At 70.7% G+C, this 18,481-nt stretch carries 18 protein-coding genes and 1 tRNA gene; 14 read left to right on the top strand and 5 right to left on the bottom strand.

What is annotated here, in order from left to right:
- Positions 1 to 64: 64 nt before the first annotated feature.
- The 9 genes from J5V96_RS01385 (at position 65) to J5V96_RS01425 (ending at position 9,136) form a co-directional block, all read left to right on the top strand.
- A complete protein-coding gene (locus J5V96_RS01385) occupies positions 65 to 1,678 on the top strand; it encodes a sugar ABC transporter ATP-binding protein (protein ID WP_236014356.1) in 1,614 nt (537 codons plus the stop codon).
- Complete coding sequence (locus tag J5V96_RS01390) at positions 1,675 to 2,757, top strand: ABC transporter permease (protein ID WP_208499808.1); 1,083 nt, start codon at positions 1,675 to 1,677, stop codon at positions 2,755 to 2,757. The genes J5V96_RS01385 and J5V96_RS01390 overlap by 4 nt, the downstream gene beginning before the upstream one ends.
- Positions 2,754 to 3,794, top strand: a complete 1,041-nt coding sequence (locus J5V96_RS01395) for an ABC transporter permease (RefSeq protein ID WP_208499810.1) — start codon at positions 2,754 to 2,756, stop codon at positions 3,792 to 3,794. The genes J5V96_RS01390 and J5V96_RS01395 overlap by 4 nt, the downstream gene beginning before the upstream one ends.
- A 93-nt stretch (positions 3,795 to 3,887) precedes the next feature.
- Positions 3,888 to 4,688, top strand: a complete 801-nt coding sequence (locus J5V96_RS01400) for a DNA/RNA non-specific endonuclease (RefSeq protein ID WP_208499812.1) — start codon at positions 3,888 to 3,890, stop codon at positions 4,686 to 4,688.
- 67 nt (positions 4,689 to 4,755) lie between these two features.
- A complete protein-coding gene (locus J5V96_RS01405) occupies positions 4,756 to 5,607 on the top strand; it encodes an SDR family NAD(P)-dependent oxidoreductase (protein ID WP_208499823.1) in 852 nt (283 codons plus the stop codon).
- 618 nt (positions 5,608 to 6,225) lie between these two features.
- Positions 6,226 to 7,839 (top strand): HNH endonuclease signature motif containing protein, encoded by a 1,614-nt coding sequence (locus tag J5V96_RS01410; protein WP_208499825.1) that lies wholly within the window; start codon positions 6,226 to 6,228, stop codon positions 7,837 to 7,839.
- Positions 7,840 to 7,871: 32 nt separating this feature from the next.
- The gene (locus tag J5V96_RS01415) at positions 7,872 to 8,387 is read left to right on the top strand and encodes an NUDIX domain-containing protein (protein ID WP_208499827.1); all 516 of its coding nucleotides are present in this window, start codon (positions 7,872 to 7,874) and stop codon (positions 8,385 to 8,387) included.
- A 35-nt stretch (positions 8,388 to 8,422) separates the two neighbouring features.
- Positions 8,423 to 8,674, top strand: a complete 252-nt coding sequence (locus J5V96_RS01420; protein WP_208499829.1) for a hypothetical protein — start codon at positions 8,423 to 8,425, stop codon at positions 8,672 to 8,674.
- 9 nt (positions 8,675 to 8,683) lie between these two features.
- Positions 8,684 to 9,136, top strand: a complete 453-nt coding sequence (locus J5V96_RS01425) for a GNAT family N-acetyltransferase (protein ID WP_208499831.1) — start codon at positions 8,684 to 8,686, stop codon at positions 9,134 to 9,136.
- Between the two features lie 41 nt (positions 9,137 to 9,177).
- Here the strand turns inward: J5V96_RS01425 and J5V96_RS01430 are convergent, their stop codons facing one another.
- Both J5V96_RS01430 and J5V96_RS01435 read right to left on the bottom strand, forming a co-directional pair.
- Complete coding sequence (locus J5V96_RS01430) at positions 9,178 to 9,759, bottom strand: alpha/beta fold hydrolase (protein ID WP_307793157.1); 582 nt, start codon at positions 9,757 to 9,759, stop codon at positions 9,178 to 9,180.
- 205 nt (positions 9,760 to 9,964) lie between these two features.
- Complete coding sequence (locus tag J5V96_RS01435) at positions 9,965 to 10,750, bottom strand: alpha/beta hydrolase (protein WP_208499833.1); 786 nt, start codon at positions 10,748 to 10,750, stop codon at positions 9,965 to 9,967.
- Between the two features lie 303 nt (positions 10,751 to 11,053).
- Here J5V96_RS01435 and J5V96_RS01440 point away from each other — a divergent pair, with 303 nt between their 5' ends.
- On the top strand, positions 11,054 to 12,847 hold the full coding sequence (locus J5V96_RS01440) for an ABC-F family ATP-binding cassette domain-containing protein (protein WP_208499835.1): 1,794 nt from the start codon (positions 11,054 to 11,056) through the stop codon (positions 12,845 to 12,847).
- On the opposite strand, the gene J5V96_RS01445 is transcribed toward J5V96_RS01440, so the two are convergent.
- Both J5V96_RS01445 and J5V96_RS01450 read right to left on the bottom strand, forming a co-directional pair.
- Entirely contained in the window at positions 12,848 to 13,564 is a 717-nt protein-coding gene (locus J5V96_RS01445; protein WP_208499837.1) for an MBL fold metallo-hydrolase, read from the bottom strand.
- 29 nt (positions 13,565 to 13,593) lie between these two features.
- Positions 13,594 to 14,502 (bottom strand): alpha/beta hydrolase, encoded by a 909-nt coding sequence (locus J5V96_RS01450; protein WP_208499839.1) that lies wholly within the window; start codon positions 14,500 to 14,502, stop codon positions 13,594 to 13,596.
- 97 nt (positions 14,503 to 14,599) lie between these two features.
- On the opposite strand from J5V96_RS01450, the gene J5V96_RS01455 reads away from it, so the two are divergent.
- Entirely contained in the window at positions 14,600 to 15,244 is a 645-nt protein-coding gene (locus tag J5V96_RS01455; RefSeq protein ID WP_208499841.1) for a TetR/AcrR family transcriptional regulator, read from the top strand.
- Between the two features lie 25 nt (positions 15,245 to 15,269).
- Here the strand turns inward: J5V96_RS01455 and J5V96_RS01460 are convergent, their stop codons facing one another.
- Complete coding sequence (locus J5V96_RS01460) at positions 15,270 to 15,779, bottom strand: MarR family winged helix-turn-helix transcriptional regulator (protein WP_208499842.1); 510 nt, start codon at positions 15,777 to 15,779, stop codon at positions 15,270 to 15,272.
- Between the two features lie 104 nt (positions 15,780 to 15,883).
- Between J5V96_RS01460 and J5V96_RS01465 the strand changes: the two genes are divergently transcribed.
- From J5V96_RS01465 to J5V96_RS01475, 3 genes are all read left to right on the top strand, one after another.
- Positions 15,884 to 15,955: transfer RNA gene (locus J5V96_RS01465), tRNA-Gln, on the top strand.
- Between the two features lies 1 nt (position 15,956).
- Complete coding sequence (glmU, locus tag J5V96_RS01470) at positions 15,957 to 17,387, top strand: bifunctional UDP-N-acetylglucosamine diphosphorylase/glucosamine-1-phosphate N-acetyltransferase GlmU (RefSeq protein WP_208499843.1); 1,431 nt, start codon at positions 15,957 to 15,959, stop codon at positions 17,385 to 17,387.
- 8 nt (positions 17,388 to 17,395) lie between these two features.
- Positions 17,396 to 18,433: a ribose-phosphate diphosphokinase gene (locus J5V96_RS01475; protein ID WP_208499845.1), complete on the top strand. Its 1,038-nt coding sequence runs from the start codon at positions 17,396 to 17,398 to the stop codon at positions 18,431 to 18,433.
- Positions 18,434 to 18,481 lie beyond the last annotated feature (48 nt).

Below are 18,481 nucleotides of genomic sequence, written 5' to 3' on the forward strand. Positions count from 1 at the left end.
CCTCGCGGCCGGGCCGGGGGAGGGATCCCTCGGCCCGGCCCTGTCTTTCGAGAACGAACGGGCGATGAGAGATGCAGCGATGAACGAACCACTCGTGCAGATGCGCGGGATCACGATCGAGTTCCCCGGGGTGAAAGCCCTGGACGGTGTGGACTTCCGGCTGTTCCCCGGCGAGGTGCACGCGCTGATGGGGGAGAACGGCGCGGGCAAGTCCACGCTGATCAAGGCGCTCACGGGCGTGTACCGGATCGACTCCGGCACGATCACCGTGGAGGGTGCGGAGCGCGAGTTCGCGGGCACCGGCGACGCGCAGGCCGCGGGCATCTCGACGGTCTACCAGGAGGTCAACCTCGCGCCGAACCTCTCGATCGGCGAGAACGTCATGCTGGGGCACGAGGTGCGCGGCCCGTTCGGCGTCAACTGGCGGGCGACGCACCGCGCGGCCGCGGAGGCGCTCGGTCGCCTGGGTCTCGGCGACCTCGACCCCCGTCGTCCGCTGTCCTCCCTCTCCATCGCGATGCAGCAGCTCGTCGCCATCAGCCGCGCCATGGCGATCCGGGCGAAGGTGCTGATCCTCGACGAGCCCACCTCGAGCCTCGACGCCGCCGAGGTCGAGGGGCTGTTCGCGGTCATCCGCACCCTGCGCGACGAGGGCGTGGCGATCCTGTTCGTCTCGCACTTCCTCGATCAGATCTACGCGATCAGCGACCGGCTCACCGTGCTGCGCAACGGCCGGTTCGTGGGGGAGCATCTCACCTCCGACCTCGACCGGCATGCGCTCATCTCGACCATGATCGGCAAGGATCTCGACGCACTGCGCTCGCTCGGAGGCAGCCGCGGCACCGTGCGCGACACCGATGAGGCGCCCCTCCTCGAGGCCGCGGGTCTTGCCCGTCGCGGATCCGTCGAGGCCACCGATCTGCAGATCCGGCCGGGCGAGGTCGTCGGCTTCGCCGGGCTGCTCGGATCCGGTCGCACGGAGCTTGCCCGACTGCTCTACGGCGCCGACCGCGCGGACGCGGGCACGGTCGAGGTGAGGGGGCGACGCGTCGACCTGCGCTCACCCGCCGACGCGCTCGCGCAGCGCGTGGCGTTCTCGACCGAGAATCGGCGCGACGAGGGCATCGTCGGCGACCTCACCGTGCGCGAGAACCTCATCCTCGCCGTGCAGGCGGAACGCGGCTGGGCCAAGCCCCTCTCGCGGCGCGAGCAGGACGAGATCGTCGACACCTGGATCACGCGCATGGGCGTGCGCCCTTCCGACCCCGAGCGCATGATCAAGAACCTCTCCGGCGGAAACCAGCAGAAGGTGCTGCTGGGGCGCTGGCTGGCGACGGACCCGGATCTCCTGATCCTGGACGAGCCGACCCGCGGCATCGACGTGGGTGCGAAGGCCGAGATCCAGGAGACCGTCGCTCAGCTGGCGGACGACGGCATGGCCGTGGTGTTCATCTCCTCCGAGCTCGAGGAGGTCGTGCGTCTGTCCGAGCGCATGGTCGTGCTCAAGGACCATCGCAAGATCGGTGAGATCGCAGGTGGCGAAGGCGTCACCGCGCAGGAGATCGTGGACATCATCGCTGCGCACGGCACCGAGGCCGCTGTCGCAGAGCTCGACGACATCGAGGCGGACACCGTGGTCGCCGCAGGCGTCGCACACGAAGAAGAGGAGGCGCGATGAGCGCGTCGTCGCGCCCCGCCTGGTGGCGGGAGCTGATCCACCGTCCGTTCTTCTGGGGCATCGTCGCGATCGCGGCGCTCCTCGCCCTGAACGTGATCAAGGATCCGGGTTACCTCGCCATCTCGGTGAACCCGGCCAACGGGAACCTCGTCGGCAACCTGATCGACATCCTGCGGTACGCCGCGCCGATCATGATGATCGCGATCGGGATGTCCCTGGTCATCGCCACGGGCGGCATCGACCTCTCGGTCGGCTCGGTCATGGCGGTCGCGGGCGCCACGTCCATGCAGTTCCTCAACGCCGCGGGGGCGCCCACGTCGGTCGGAGCCGCGCTCGCCGCTGTGGGTCTGTCGGTCGCGATCGCCGGCGTGCTGGGAGCCGTGAACGGCGTGCTCGTCGCGTACGTGGGGCTGCAGCCCTTCATCGCCACGCTCGTGCTGATGATGGCCGGGCGCGGCATCGCCAAGGTCATCACCGGCGGCCAGAACACCTCGGCGACCAACGATCCGTTCCGCTGGATCGCCAACGGCTACGTGCTCGGATTCCCGGTGATCTTCCTGCTCGCCGTGGTCATCGTGCTGATCGTGGCGTGGGTCGTGCGGCGCAGCGCCCTCGGGCTCATGATCGAGGCGATCGGCATCAACCCGAGAGCGAGCCGGATGGCGGGCATCCGCCCCAAGGGCCTGCTGCTGACGGCGTACATCCTGAGCGGTGTGCTCGCCGGCATCGCGGGCCTGATGTCGGTCGGCAGCGTGATGACCGTCGACATCTCGCGCACCGGAAACCAGCTCGAGCTCGACGCCATCCTGGCCGTCGTGATCGGCGGCGCATCGCTCGCGGGTGGCAAGTTCTCGCTCGCCGGGGCCTTCGTCGGCGCGCTGATGATCGCCACCCTCGACAAGACGGTGCTGTTCCTCGGCATCTCGTCCTCCGCCACCCCGGCGTTCAAGGCCATCGTCATCGTCGTGCTGTGCCTGCTGCAGTCCAGCCGCGTGCGCGGCTGGTTCGGCCGCCGCCGCGCGACCCCTTCGGCCCCGGTTCCGGCGGCATCCCCCGTGAAAGAGGAGGTGGCGGCATGACCGCGCTCGCCGCAGCACCCGCCCGCACCGGCGGCTCGGGCATCGGACCGCGCCTGCGACGCCTGGCGACGGCCAACCCGTCGGCCCTGCCCACGATCGCCTCGGTGGTGATCTTCGTGGCGATGGTCGTCTACGGCGAGGTGGCCTACGGCCGCATCGTGCAGTTCAACACCCTCTCGAACCTGCTCATCAACAACGCACATCTCATCGTGCTCGCGGTCGCGCTGACCTTCGTGATCCTGACGGGCGGCATCGATCTGTCTGTCGGCTCGGTCATCGCGTTCTCCTCGGTCGCCGGTGTCATGCTCGCGAACGCCGGATGGGATCCCACGCTCGTGATCATCGTGATGATCGCGGCGGGTGCCGGTTTCGGGCTCGGATCGGGCATCCTGATCCGCTACTTCGGCGTGCAGCCGTTCATCGCCACGCTGGCGATGATGTTCCTCGGTCGCGGCCTCGCGTCGCTGCTGAGCACCCAGCCCGAGCGGCTCGCGGAGGATTCGCCGATCCGCGCCCTGGGCGCCGAGTGGGAGATCGTCGACGGACCCAAGGTCAACGACCTCGTCATCACGCCGGCGGTGCTGATCGCGGTGGTCGTGGTGGCCGTGGCGTACTTCGTGCTGCACCGCACGCGCACCGGGCGCACGGTCTACGCGATCGGCGGATCCGAGAACTCCGCCCTGCTGATGGGTCTGCCGGTGCCGCGTACGAAGGTGCTGGTCTACGTCATCAGCGGTGCGCTGGCCGGCCTTGCGGCGGTGCTCTACACCGCCCGGCTCGGCACCGCGCAGAACATCACCGGCATCGGCTGGGAGCTCGACGCGATCGCGGCGGCCGTCATCGGCGGCACCGTGCTGACGGGCGCGTACGGCTACGTGCTCGGATCCGTCGTCGGCGCGCTCGTGCTGGGCCTGATGAACGTGCTGATCACGCGAGACGGCGGCATCCCGCCGGAGGCGACGACGATCATCACCGGCGGCATCCTGCTGGTGTTCGTGCTGCTGCAGCGCGCCGTGATCGCGCGGCGCCGGGAGTAGCGTCCCGAGCGCGCATCGCGCGTCGCATCGGGGCCGCCGGGTGTTCACCCGGCGGCCCCTTGCTGTGTCGGAGGGCACTCGTAGGGTCGGGTCATGGCCCTCGGATACGACCCCGACTTCCTGACCCTGCCTGTGCCGCTTCCTGGCCTCGGGCGCGACGCGGAGCGCGATGCGGCGGTGCTCGACTACGTGCACTTCACCGTTGTGCTCGACCGGGTGCGGCGCCTCGCCCGGCTCACGGCCGTGAACATCGACGGCGCGGCGCTCGTCGACGTGCCGCGCGGTGATGACTGGCGGCTCGACGACCGGGTGCCCGCCGAATGGCAGGCTGGGCCCGAGGTGTACTCCCGCAACGACCTCGACCGCGGGCACCTCGTGCGCCGCCGCGATCCGGTGTGGGGCGACGACGCGCGGCAGGCGAACAGCGACACGTTCCACTACACGAACGCCGCGCCGCAGGCCTCGGGCTTCAACCAGTCGGAGCAGCTGTGGGTCGGGCTCGAAGATCACGTGCTGGCCTACGCCGACGCGCATGACCACCGCGTATCGGTGTTCACCGCGCCGGTCCTCGGCGCCGAGGACCTGCCCTACCGTGGCATCCTCGTGCCGCTGCGGTTCTTCAAGATCGCCGCCTGGGTGCGCGGCGGCGAGCTGCGCGCCACCGGGTTCGTGCTCGACCAGTCGCGGGCGGTCGATCTCGAAGAGATCTCCCGTGGGGTGCGTGACGAGGTGCCGGATCTCGGCCCGTTCCGCACGTTCCAGGTGCCGATCGCCGACATCGCGGGCCTCACCGGCCTGGATCTCGCCCCGCTCGCGGCCGCCGACGTGCGACCGGCCACGGCCGTCGCCGAGCCGTGGCGCGAGCTGACCTCGCTGGGCGACGTGCGGCTCTAGGCCGCGGGGCGGGCTGGCGCCCCTAGGCTGACGGGAATCCGCGACCCCCACCCGAGGAGGCCTGACGATGGCGTCACGCACCCCGTCCGATCCGATCATCCCCGGCGCCACCGTGCTCGTCACGGGGGCGGCCCGAGGCATGGGCGAGCTCTACGCGCGCCGCGCCGCGTCTGAGGGGGCCGCCGCGCTCGCCCTCTGGGACGTCGACGACGCGGCGGTCACCGCGCTCGCCCGGCAGCTCGAGCGGCCCGGGCTGAAGGTCGTGCCGATCGTGGCCGATGTGTCGCGCCTCGCATCGGTGCGCGACGGCCTCGCTCGCACGGTGGAGGCGGTTGGATCTCCGGACGTGCTGATCAACAACGCGGGCATCGTGCGCGGCGCTCCGTTCTGGGAGCACGACTCCGAGCGCGACATCGAGGGGACGATGCGCGTGAACACCCTCGCGCCCATGTGGATCACCCGCGAGGCGCTGCCCGCGATGATGGCTGACGCGTCGCGGCCCAAGCGCATCCTGAACATCGCGTCGGCGGCGGCGACGATCGCGAACCCGAACATGAGCGTGTACGCCGCGTCGAAGTGGGCGATGCTCGGCTGGAGCGAGTCGCTGCGTCTCGAGCTCGGCCGCAGCGGCGCGTCGCACATCGCGGTGACCACGTTCTGCCCGAGTTACGTGTCGACGGGTATGTTCGCGGGCGCCCGCGGCCCGCTGCTCACGCCGATCCTGACGCCCGAGCGGGCGGTGGACGCGGCCTGGCGCGGCATGCTCGCGGGCCGGCCGATCGTCTCGAAGCCCTGGTCGGTCAAGCTCGGCATGGCGCTGCGCGGTGTGCTCCCGACCCGCGCGTGGGACGTGCTGGCCGACCGCATCTTCCACATCTACTCGTCCATGGACAACTTCACGGGCCGCTCGGGCCGCTGACGCGGCCCGGCGCCGGCGCCGGCGCGCCGCCTCCTCGTTCGTCGAGCGAGCGGAGCGAGTCGAGGCGCCCCCGAACCCCTGCGTGGGCAGGTTCCCTCGCGTTCGTCGAGCGAGCGGAGCGAGTCGAGACGCCCCGAGCCTGGCGCGGGCAGGTTCCCTTCTCGTTCGTCGAGCGAGCGGAGCGAGTCGAGACGCCCCGAACCCGGCGCAGGCGCCTCGCCCTCGGTCGCGCTCCCTCCCCGTTCGTCGAGCGAGCGGAGCGAGTCGAGACGCCCCGAGCCTGGCGCGGGCAGGTTCCCTTCTCGTTCGTCGAGCGAGCGGAGCGAGTCGAGACGCGCCGGGCCTGGCGTAGTCAGGTTCCCTCCGCTCGCTCCCTCTGCCTTACTCGTTCGTCGAGCGAGCGGAGCGAGTCGAGACGCCTCGAACCTGGCGCAGGCGCCTCTCTCTCGGTCGCGTTCCTTCCCGTTCGTAGAGCGGAGCGAGTCGAGACGCGCCGAGCCTGGCGCAGGCGCGGGGTGGCGGCCTGGCTGGTTCGTCCACACCCCGCGTCAGGCGCGGTCGCTTCCCGCGCGTGGTTCCATTCGAACAAATGTCCGAACCTCGTGGGACAATGAACCCATGCCCACCTTCACCGATTCCGCACCTCTCACCTGGGATTTCACCCCGGATGAGCGGTCGCGTGCGCGGGCGGGCATTGCGGAGCTTGCGGCGATCCGCACCGCCCGGGCGGTGCTGGATGCGCGGGAGGCGCGTGCGCAAGCAGGCCTGATGCAGATCGCCCTCGACCAACTCGGGCGGATGCCACGCGCGTCGGATTATGCGTTCCCGGTGCGGTCGATGGCCGCTGAGGTGGCGCTGGCGTTGAAGGAATCACCGCGCACGATTCAGGCGCGCCTGGACAGTGCCTACGACCTGGTGGTGCGGTTCCCCGCCACGACCACCGCACTCGAGGAAGGCCGGATCACGCAGCGTCACGCCCGCGAGATCGTCGAGGCCGGCTCCCGCATCTCCGATGACACCAGCCGTGCGGCGTTCGAAGCCGAGATCCTCCCGGTTGCCGAGCGTTCCACACCGTCACGGATGAAGAAGCAGGTGGCGCTGATCGCGGATCGCCACGAGCCGGAGCCGATCCAGGAGCGGCACGACAGGGCCCGCGCCGACCGACACGTGTATGTGGTGCATCTGCCGGATGCGATGGCCGAGCTGCGCATCCTCACCACCGCCGTCCGCGCCCGCGCGATCCATGACCGCCTCACCGCGCAAGCCAAGGCCCTCGCCCGCGACAACCGCGCCGTCGCCCGCGCCCAGAACGCGGCAACCACCGCACCTACCGCCGCCCCCAAGGCCACGCGCACGCCCGAGGGCACCGCCGCGGGCGCCGACACCCCGACTGCTGCCGACGCCACCGGCGCGCCCGCGGACTCCGGCGCGCGAGTGAACTCTGATAGGGCCACCGACGCGAGCGTGAACTCAGATGCGGCAACCACCGACGCGTATGCGGCCGCCGCCAGCTCGGCCCGCACTGAGCCGGCCCTCGCTGATGAGCTGGCCCTCGCGTTCGCCACCACCCACCCGGATGCCACCAACACCGCCTCGGCCCCCACCGAACCGGTCCCCACCCAGCCGGCGGTGATCGATGATCGTCGCCTCGGTCAGCTGCGTGCCGACCTCGCCACCGACCTGCTCCTCACCGGCGAGCCCACCGCTCACGACCTCGACGCCGACATCACCGCCACCGTCGAAGTCACCATCCCCGTCACCACCCTCCTCGGTCTTGACGACGGGCCCGCACTGCTGGACGGATACGGTCCCATCGACCCCGACACCGCCCGCCGGCTCGCCGCCCGAAGCCCCGGATGGGAACGCATCTTCCTCCACCCCGACACCCGAGCGCTGCTCACCGTCGACCACTACACCCCCACCGCAGCCCAACGCCGCCTGCTGCTCGCACGCGACAAGACCTGCCGCCTGCCCGGATGCGCCACAAAGGCCAAGCACTCCGACATCGACCACACCGTCCCCTACTCGGCAGGTGGACCCACCAGCGTGCACAACCTCGCCTGCCTCTGCGAGGCGCATCACATGATGAAGCACCACGCCCCCTGGACATTCCGCCACCACGGCCACGGCCACTTCACCATCACCACCCCCTGCGGCTACACCTACAACGACGATCCACCCGCCATCCACGCCGCCGCACCCGGTCTGGCACCCGCGCCGGCACCGTTCTGACGCGGCTTCCGCGGGGCTGGCACGATGTGCGCATGAGCGCTGACGAACTCTGGGATCTCGTCGACCGCGACGGCGTCGCCCTCGGGCGCACGCACCGCCGGGGCGACGGCGCGGTGCCGACCGGCACGTTCCACGTCATCGCGGCGACCTGCGCGCACCGCCCCGACGGACGAGTGCTGCTGACGTTCCGGTCCGCACGCAAGGCCTATCCGCTGTCGTGGGAGTTCCCGGCAGGCAGCGCCCTCGCCGGCGAGACCAGCGTCGAGGCGGCGGCTCGCGAGCTCCGCGAGGAGACGGGCCTCACCCCGCCTATCGAAGGTTTCGGTTTCGTGGGGCGCTTCGTCGAGGAATCCGCGCTCGTCGACATCTACGCGGTCGCGCTCGATGACGAACCGCTCCTCGACCTGGATCCCGTCGAGATCGCAGACTCCGAGTGGGCGACCCTCGCGCAGGTCGAGGCCCGGCACCGAGCTGGTGAGTTCGCCGCGCCGTGGGGCCCGCGCCTCGATGAGCTCTGGACATCCATCCGCCCCGCGATCGCGTCGTAGCCGCGGCGCGCCCCGCAGCCTGCCATGCTCGCGACATGACCGATCAGGATCCTCGCGCGGCGGCTCCCGGCAAACGCTGGGGCTGGATCGTGCTCGCGCTGGTCGCGGGTCTCCTCGTCCTGCTGCTGACCGGGCTCCACCACGGCGTCTGCAACGACTCGAGCGACCCGGCGTTGAGCAGCTGCGAGTCCGGCCCCGTCCTCGGCGTCGCAGGAACGTGGCTCGCGTGGATCGCGTACGCCCTCTTCCTCGGGTTCTGCGCCTGGCGAGTCGCGCGCCGCCGATAGCCTCGACGGATGATCCTCACCATCCGCCCCGTGGACGAACGCGACGAGAAGCGATGGAGCGACCTGTACGCCGGCTACCGCGCCTTCTACCGACTCCCGGATGACCCGGCTGCCGTCGCGACGACGTGGCAGTGGGTGCGCGATGGCGAGCACAGCCTCGTCGGGATCGTCGCGGTCGACGAGCAGGATCATCCGATCGCCTTCGCGAACCTGCGGTGGTTCGCGCGTCCGTCGACCGCGACGATCGGCCTCTACCTCGACGATCTCTTCACCTCGCCGGCGGCCCGCGGGCACGGCGCCGCGACCGCGCTGCTGGAGCGCGCCGCCGCCATCGCGGGCGAGCGGGGCGCGAGCGTCGTGCGCTGGATCACGGCAGACGACAACGCAGCCGCTCGATCCGTGTACGACGCCCACGCCACCGCGACCCCGTGGGTCACGTACGACATGAAGCCCACCGCCTGATCCGGCCGCTCACCGCGCGAACGGCCAAGCTCCGCACCGGTTCAGGCCGGCTGCGACTCGATCCAGGAGCGCGCGGCGGCGCCGATCGAGGCGACGACGGCGTCGGGCTGCGAGACGCTGATCGCGTGTGAGGCGCCCGCGACCTCATTCACCCCGCGTGCGCCTGCGCGCTCGGCGCCCGCGCGGAAGACCGCGACGGGGATGTTGCGGTCCGCGTCGCCGAACACGTGCCACGACGCGATGTCCTTCCACGCGGGGCGGGTCGTCGGCAGCGCCTCCGACAGCGCCGCCTCCGTGACCGGGCGCTGCGTCGCGGCCATCAGCGCCGTCTGCGCCTCCGGCACGTCCGCCGCGAACTGGCCGTGGAACGCGTCCGGACGGATCGCGAACTCGCTGCCGCCCGAAGACACCGGGTAGGCGGCGAGGGCCTCACCGAGCGTGCTGCCCGGTGCACTGGTCGAGAGACTGAACGCGCTCTCGCCGGTGTCGGGCGCGAACGCCGACGCGTAGACGAGCCCGACGACGGCGGGGTTCCCGGCGGCGGCCTCGGTGATGACGAGTCCGCCGTACGAGTGCCCCACGAGCACAACGGGTCCGCCGACCGATGCGATGAGGTCCCGCACGTGCGGCGTCGCCGGTCAGGCTGCGGAGGGGGTTCGCGGCCGCGACGGCGCGCACGCCTTTTTCCTGCAGACGCGCGATCACCCCGTTCCACGATTCGGATCCGGCGAACGCGCCGTGGACGAGGAGGACGGTGGGCTTCTCGATGCTCATGATTGCGGCTTTCTGGGGAGGGGAGGGGAGGGGAGGGGGAGGGATGGGTGGGGATCAGGCGCCGAGCGCCTTGCGGAGGACGTGGATCGCCTGCTCGATCGCAGCCGTTGAGGCGGCCGAGGGGCGAAGGGGGTTCAGCATCATGAAGTCATGGATCGTCGCGTCGTAGCGCACGAGCGTGGTGCGCACACCGGCCTCGATGAGCCGCCGGCCATAGGCCTCGCCCTCGTCGCGCAGCACGTCGTTCTCATCCACGACGAGGAAGGTCTCCGGCAGACCCGAGAGCTCCTCTCGCGTCGCGCGCAGGGGAGAGGCGGTGACGTCGCCGCGTGCCGCCGTGTCGGGCAGATACGCATCCCAGAACCAGGCCATGGCGTCGGCTCGCAGGTGGAACCCCGTCGCGAACTCGGCGTAGCTGGGAGTGTCCATGCCGGCGTCGGTGACCGGGTAGTAGAGCGACTGATGCACGAAGGTCACATCGCCCCGCTTCTTGGCGAGGATCGCCAGCACGGCGGCCATGTTTCCGCCCACCGAGTCGCCGGCGACGGCGAGACGGTTCGCGTCGACGCCGAGCTCGGCGGCGTTCGCGATGATCCACTGCGCCGCCGCGTAGCCCTGTTCGATGGCCACGGGGTGGTGCACCTCGGGGGAGCGGTCGTACTCGACGAACACCACCGCGGCGTTCGCGCCGACCGCCAGCTCGCGAACGAGGCGGTCGTGCGTGCCGGCATTGCCGAGCACCCAGCCGCCGCCGTGCATGTAGAGCACCACCGGCAGCGCCGACGCGGCATCCACGGGCTTCACCACGCGCACCTGCAACTCGCCGACGGCGGCGGGCACGGTGTGCCATCGCTCTTCGACCTCGTGCAGGCGGCACCGGTGCCGCCTGCACGTCGTCGAGCAGCTGTCGGGCGCCGTCGACGCCGCGCTCCACGAGGGTGGGCGGCTGAGCCGCCGCCTCGGCGAACGCCTGAGCCTCGGGCTGGAGGAGGGGAGTGGTCATAAGAGGGTTCCTTCCGAGATCGGCACTGATGAGAAGAGGCCCGCCTCGATGCCGGGCTCAGAAGGATGACCGCGCAGCGACCCGCGATGTGACACGCCCGGCGGATGCGCCCAGGTGCGCTCGAATACGCTGGAACCCTCATGGCGCATCTTCTGGGGGCCGAGGCCCTGCACCTCGAATACCCGACCAAGGTCGTCTTCGACTCCGTCTCCCTGGGCGTGAACGAAGGCGACCGCATCGGCATCGTCGGCCGCAACGGCGACGGCAAGTCGAGCCTCCTCGGCATGCTCGCCGGCCTCAAGGAACCGGATGGCGGCCGCGTCACCGTGCGCGGCGGCGTGACGATCGGCGTGCTCGACCAGCAGGACACGCTCGACGACGACCTCACGATCGGCGAGGCGGTCGTCGGCGACATTCCCGAGCACGTGTGGGCGGGTGACCCCAAGGTGCGCGACGTCATCGCGGGTCTGCTCACGGATCTGCCCTGGGATGCGAAGCTCGGCAGCCTCTCGGGCGGTCAGCGCCGCCGCGTGGCGCTCGCCGCCCTGCTCGCCGGCGACTGGGACGTGCTCGCGCTCGATGAGCCCACCAACCACCTCGACGTCGAGGCCATCGCGTGGCTCGCCGCGCACCTCAAGAAGCGCTGGGCTCCGAATGCCGGCGGACTGCTGACCGTCACCCACGATCGCTGGTTCCTCGACGAGGTCTGCACCATGACGTGGGAGGTGCACGACCGCATCGTGGATCCCTTCGAGGGCGGCTATGCGGCGTACATCCTGCAGCGCGTCGAGCGAGACCGTCAGGCCGCCGCCATCGAGCAGCGCCGACAGAACCTCGCCCGCAAGGAGCTCGCGTGGCTGCGCCGCGGCGCCCCCGCCCGCACGAGCAAGCCGAAGTTCCGCATCGACGCGGCCAACCAGCTGATCGAGGACGTCCCGGAGATCCGCAACAAGACCGAGCTCGCCTCGCTGGCCGTCTCACGCCTGGGCAAGGACGTCGTCGACCTGCTCGACGTGTCGGTGTCCTACGGCGACAAGAAGGTCATCGAGAAGGTCGATTGGCGCCTCGCGCCGGGCGAGCGCACGGGCATCCTGGGCGTGAACGGCGCGGGCAAGTCGACGCTGCTCAGCCTCATCTCGGGCACCGTCGAGCCGACGACCGGCCGGGTCAAGCGCGGCTCCACCGTCAAGGTCGCCACCCTCACCCAGCGTCTCGACGAGCTCGAAGAGCACATGAACGAGCCGGTGCGCGTGGTCATCTCGCGCCTGCGCACGACGTACACGTTCGGATCCGGATCGAAGGCGCAGGAGCTCAGTCCCGGCCAGCTCCTCGAGCGCATGGGCTTCTCGAGCGCCCAGCTCTCCACGCCCGTGAAGGATCTCTCCGGTGGCCAGAAGCGTCGCCTGCAGCTTCTGCTGATCCTGCTCGACCAGCCGAATGTGCTGATCCTCGACGAGCCCACCAACGACCTCGACACCGACATGCTCGCCGCCATGGAGGACCTGCTCGACTCCTGGCCGGGCACGCTCATCGTGGTCAGCCACGACCGGTACTTCCTCGAGCGCGTGACCGACAACCAGTACGCGATCCTGGGCCACCGGCTGCGGCACCTGCCGGGCGGTGTGGACGAGTACCTGAAGCTGCGTCAGCTCGAGCAGAGCGCGCCCGTGAAGCCCGCGTCCTCGGCTGCGACGGCTGCCCCGACGGGTCTGCAGGGCGCGGAGCTGCGTGCCGCGCAGAAGGAGGTCACCGCGCTCGAGCGCAGGATCGCCAAGCTCACCGAGCAGGTCGACAGGGCGCGCGCCGCGCTCGCCGACCACGATCAGGCCGACTACGCGGGCCTCGCCCGCGAGATGGAGGCCATCTCGGCCATCCAGGGCGAGATCGACGCGGCCGAGGAACGCTGGTTCGAGCTCACCGAGGAGATCGGCTGATCAGCGCGCCGCTGCGCGGTCGACGGACGCCACCGCCTCCTCGACACCCTGGCCCCACGGCATGCCGTGCCCGGGCAGCACCCACCTCGCGCCCGTCGGGAGCAGCGCGCGCAAAGACTCCAGGGCCTGCTCCGGGTCGTCGGTGAACGGCGCAGGCGCCGGTCCGACCGCGCCCGTCAGCACATGACGCGTGGTGAGCGCATCGCCGACGAATACGGCGTCCGCGACGGGCACCCACACGGCGATGCTGCCGGGCGAGTGTCCGGGCATCCCGATGATCTGCGGCGAACCGGGAAGGTCCAGCGTCTCGCCCGGGAGCGCATCGACGGTCTGCGAGAGCCAGCGCGTGCGCAGCCCTCCCTTGCGCACGGCGTACCCGAGGAAGCTCAGCACCGGACCGAGGCGCAGCGACTGGCGCCCCGTCTTCGGCTTCGCTCCGCCGCGGGCGCGGTCGGCGTCATCGGGGTGCACATAGACGGGCACGGCGTGCTCGCGGCGCAGGCGCTCCGCGAAGCCGACATGGTCGGAGTCTCCGTGGGTGAGGATGAGCCCCTTCACGTCGGCGAGTGAGCGCCCCATCACGTCGAGCTCACGGATCAGGTCTCGCCAGTGTCCGCCCAGACCCGCATCGATGATCGTGATCCCCTCGGCGGTGTCGACGAGATACGCGGCGACGATGTCGTTGCCGATGCGGTGCAGGTGCGGCCCGAGTTCCATAACCCCACGCTACGCAGGGCCCTCGACATTCACGAAGCGGGGCGGTCCACCGAGCCCCGCTCGGTCCGCTCTGCATGCGACGGGATGCCGCGGAGGCCGCCGCGTGCGAACGCGACGATCGCGTCGAGGGCCGGATCGGCGCTCAGGATGCGACCGTGGCCGTATCCGGACGTGCGCACGAGCCACGCCCGCCCCGCGTGGGCCCCCACGAGGGCTTCCGAGGCGGCGAGGGGCACCTGCCTGTCGCCCTCGTCATGCACCGCCAGAAGCTCGACGTGCGCGGGCAGCGGATGCGCGACGGCGTCGAAGCGTCGTCTGACCGACGACTCGCTCTCGCCGAGGCGTCGCGCGAAGTCGTGCGGCATCCGCCGCCGCACGGGCGCGGGGATCGCGGCGAGCTCGCCGAAGCGCTCCAGGAAGACCGCCGGCGACCCTGCGCCGGACACCGCCGCCACCCCGTCGGCGTGCACCCCCTCGCGCACGGCCGTGAGGGCGGCGAGGGCGCCGAACGAGTGTCCGATGATCACGCGGAAGGGGCCGTGGAGGCGCTCGAGCTGCCGGATCGCATCCAGCCAGTCCCGGATGTCCGTGCGGCGGCCGGTCGAGGCGCCGTGCGCGGGCGCGTCGAAGGAGACCACCCGCAGGCCCTCGCTGACGAGCTCGCGCACCAGCGGTGCGAACTGCGATGCGCGGCCGCGCCAGCCGTGCACGAGCAGCACCGCGTCCACTCCCGCTCCCCACGCGTAGGTCCTCACGCTCGCGTCGCGCACCGAGAGCGTGCGACGCGTCGCGGCGATGTCCGTCTCGGCCTGGGCGGGGTGCAGCCGCATGCGCGGCCGCGTCTCGAAGAACATCTCCAGTGCCATGCGGGAGGCGAGAGCGGGGGACAGGCGGGCGACGCCGCGCAGGCTCACCTGTGCGGTGGTCAGGCGATCCATAACGACTCCTTGATGCCGAGGCGAATGTTTACGAACGTTCGTCTGTAAAGATAGCCCTTCCGGCCAGAAAACGCACGACCGTACGTATACTCGCCTCATGAGCATCCCCACTGTCGATGGCCGGCGGCTTCGCGGCGATGCGTCGCGCCGCTCGATCCTGGCCCATGCGACCGACCTGGCTTCGGTCGAAGGGCTCGACGGGGTGAGCTTCGGCCGTCTCGCCGAGGTCTCGGGGCACAGCAAGAGCAGCATCGCGACACTCTTCCGCGGCAAGGAGGCGCTGCAGCTCGCCACGGTCGAGGCCGCCGCCGAGGTGTTCCGCCTGCACGTCGTCGAGCCCGCGCGCGCCCTGCCGCGGGGCGCGCCCCGCGTCGCGGCGCTGCTGCGCGCCACCGTCGAGTACTCGCGGGCTCGAGTGTTCACGGGTGGCTGCTTCTTCTCCGCCATCAGCGCCGACGTCGATTCGAAGCCCGGCCCCGTGCGCGACGAGGTGCGTCGCTGGCAGGCCAGCTGGCGCGGCTACGTCGAGGCGCAGCTGCGCCATGCGCGTGATCTGGGCGAACTGGCACCCGACGTCGATCCCGAGGGCCTTGCTTTCGAGCTGCTCGCCTACTTCACGGAGGCCAACGCCCGGTCGCTGCTGACGGGCGAGGAGCAGCCCTACGACCTCGCGTGCCGCGCGATGCGCGGCCGCCTGCTGGCCGCCGGCGCGCCGTCCGCCGCCCTCGACGAGCTGACCTGATCCGGAGTGAGCCCGAGGGGCGACCTCACGCTTCGGGCGCGGCGTCGAACCCCAGGCTCAGGCGGCGCAGCAGCGTCGCCAGTCGATCACGTTCCGATCCGTTCAGCGTGCCCAGCAGCAGCGCCTCGGCATCCATCAGGCGCGTGATGGCGGCATCCACCCGGATCCTGCCCTCGTCGGTGAGCGTCACGAGCACGCTGCGGCCGTCGCCGGGATCCGCCTCGCGGCGCACGAATCGGCGCCCCACGAGCCGGTCGATGCGGTTGGTCATCGTGCCGCTCGAGACGAGCGTCTGCTGCAGCAGCTGCTTCGGGCTGAGCTGATACGGCTGTCCGGCCCGGCGCAGAGCGGAGAGCACGTCCCACTCCCATGGCTCGATGTCGGTGCGCCGGAACGCGTCGCGGCGCGCGCGGTCGAGATGCCGGGAGAGGCGGTCGACCCGCGAGAGCACCTCCATGGGCGAGAAATCGAGGTCGGGGCGCTGCTGCGCCCACGCGCCGACGATGCGGTCGACCTCGTCTGTCTCGGATGCCATGCGCTCATTATCCCGTGCGCGTTCCCGGCGCGTTCGTCGCGCGGCCGTTCCGGCGCGGGCGACGGGGAATGGCAGACTGGGACCGTGTGCCCCTGCGCGCACATTCCGCCATGGTGTAACGGCAGCACGACAGCCTTTGGAGCTGTGAGGACCAGGTTCGAATCCTGGTGGCGGAGCATGACCGATAACACCGCACTCGCGATCGTCATCCTGGCCGCCGGCCAGGGAACCCGTATGCGCTCGTCGCTGCCGAAGGTGCTGCACCCGATCGGCGGGCGCACGCTGCTCGGTCACGTGCTGCACACCGCACAACAGCTGCCGGCGTCGACGGTGCGCGTTGTGGTGCGCCACGAACGCGACCGCGTTGTGCAGTCGCTCGAGGACATCCCGGGAGTGGAGATCGTCGATCAGGACGAGATCCCGGGCACCGGTCGCGCCGTGCAGCTCGCGGTGGACGGGCTCCCGGCCGACTTCGACGGCGACGTGCTGGTGCTCTCCGGCGATGTGCCGCTGCTCGAAGCCGAGACGCTCGCCGGCTTCCTCGAGGCCCACCGTGCCGCCGCCGCGGAGGCGACCCTGATGAGCGCGACGCTCGACGACCCCAGCGGCTACGGGCGCATCATCCGCGATCACGACGGATCCGTCGCGCGCATCGTCGAGCAGAAGGATGCGTCGGACGACGAGGCCGCGGTCACCGAGATCAACGCGGGCGTCTATGTGTTCCGCGCCGCGTCGCTGCGCGAGAGCCTCGCCCGGGTGGGCACCGACAATGCGCAGGGTGAGATGTACCTCACCGACGTCGTGCGCCTGCTGCGCGAGACCGGCCGCACGGTCGCCGCGCAGGCGGTCGCCGACGCCCGCGTGACATTCGGCGTGAACGACCGCGCGCAGCTGTCCGACGTCGGCGCGATCCTGAACGCCCGCATCGTGCGTCATTGGCAGCGCCAGGGGGTCACCATCCAGGATCCGGCCACCACGTGGATCGACGACACCGCCACCCTCGCGCAGGACGTCACGATTCTGCCGAACACGCACATCCTGGGCGCGACGACCGTCGCCGAGGGAGCGAAGATCGGCCCCGACACCTCGCTCGTCGACTGCGAGGTCGGTGAGAATGCGGTGATCCGCCGCGCGGACGCGACGCTCGCCGTGATCGGCGCCGGTGCGACCGTCGGCCCCTACGCGTATCTGCGCGCCGGTGCTGAGCTCGCCGCCGGTGCGAAGGTGGGAACCTACGTCGAGATCAAGAACTCCCAGATCGGCGAGGGATCCAAGGTGCCTCACCTGTCGTACATCGGCGACACCACGATCGGCCGCGGCGTCAATCTCGGCGCCGGAGCGATCACCGCGAACTACGACGACATCCACAAGCACCGCACCGAGATCGGCGACGAGGTGCACAGCGGCTCCCATAACGTCTTCGTCGCGCCCGTTAAGCTGGGAGCAGGTGCGAAGACCGGTGCCGGAGCGGTCATCCGCAAGGATGTTCCCGCCGGAGCTCTCGCCCTCAGTGTCGCCCCTCAGCGCAATGTCGAGGGGTGGGTCGAGAAGAACCGAGCGGGCACCGCAGCGGCTGACGCCGCGGCCAAGGCCCAGAGCGCAGAGTAAGGCAGCGAATGGCGCGCAAGAAGAGGATCACGACCGAGGACGAGCGCCAGCGGGGCATGGCCCCGGGCATCGTCGCGAAGACCAAGAAGCGCCTCGTTCTGGTGACCGGGGGATCGCACCCCGAGCTGGCGCACGCGGTCGCCGAGCACCTCGGCATCGAGGTCGCGCCGACCGAGCGTCGTGTCTTCGCCTCCGGCGAGATCTACACGCGCTTCGAGACGTCGATGCGCGGCGCCGACGTGTTCCTCATCCAGTCGTTCGGGGCTCCGGTCAACGAGTGGCTGATGGAGATGCTCATCATGCTCGACGCGCTCAAGCGCTCGTCGGCCAAGCGCATCACCGTCGTCGCGCCGTACTATCCGTACTCGCGCCAGGACAAGAAGGGCCGCGGGCGCGAGCCGATCTCGGCTCGACTGGTCACCGACCTCATCGCCACCGCCGGCGCCGACCGCATCATGAGCATCGACCTGCACGCCGCGCAGATCCAGGGCTTCTTCAACGGACCCGTCGACCACCTGTTCGCGAAGTCGATCCTCGCGTCGTACTTCGAGAAGTCGCTCCAGGGCGAGGACCGCGAGACGCTCACGGTCGTCTCGCCCGACATGGGCCGCGTGCGTGTGGCCGACACGTGGGCCGACGAGTTCGGCGCCCCGCTGGCGATCATCCACAAGCGACGCGACCCGAAGGTCGCCAACCAGGTCACCGTGCACGACATCGTGGGACAGGTCGACGGGCGCACCTGCCTCCTCGTCGACGACATGATCGACACCGGCGGCACGATCGTGAAGGCCGCGCAGGCCCTCAAGGCGAACGGCGCCCGCAAGGTCATCGTCGCGGCGACGCACGCGATCTTCAGCCCGCCGGCTGCCCAGAAGCTGCAGGACGCCGCCATCGACGAGGTCGTCGTCACCGACACCGTGCCGCTCTCCGACGACCAGCGTTTCCCGACGCTGACCGTGCTGTCGGCCGCGCCGCTGCTTGCCCGCGCGATCCACGAGGTCTTCGACGACGGATCCGTCACCAGCATGTTCGACGGCGCCGCGTAAGCAGCACCCCTGTTCGTCGGTTAGCCCCCGCTTGTTCTTCGAGCAGCG

Source organism: Microbacterium stercoris (genome assembly GCF_017592545.1).
GTDB lineage: Bacteria > Actinomycetota > Actinomycetes > Actinomycetales > Microbacteriaceae > Microbacterium > Microbacterium stercoris.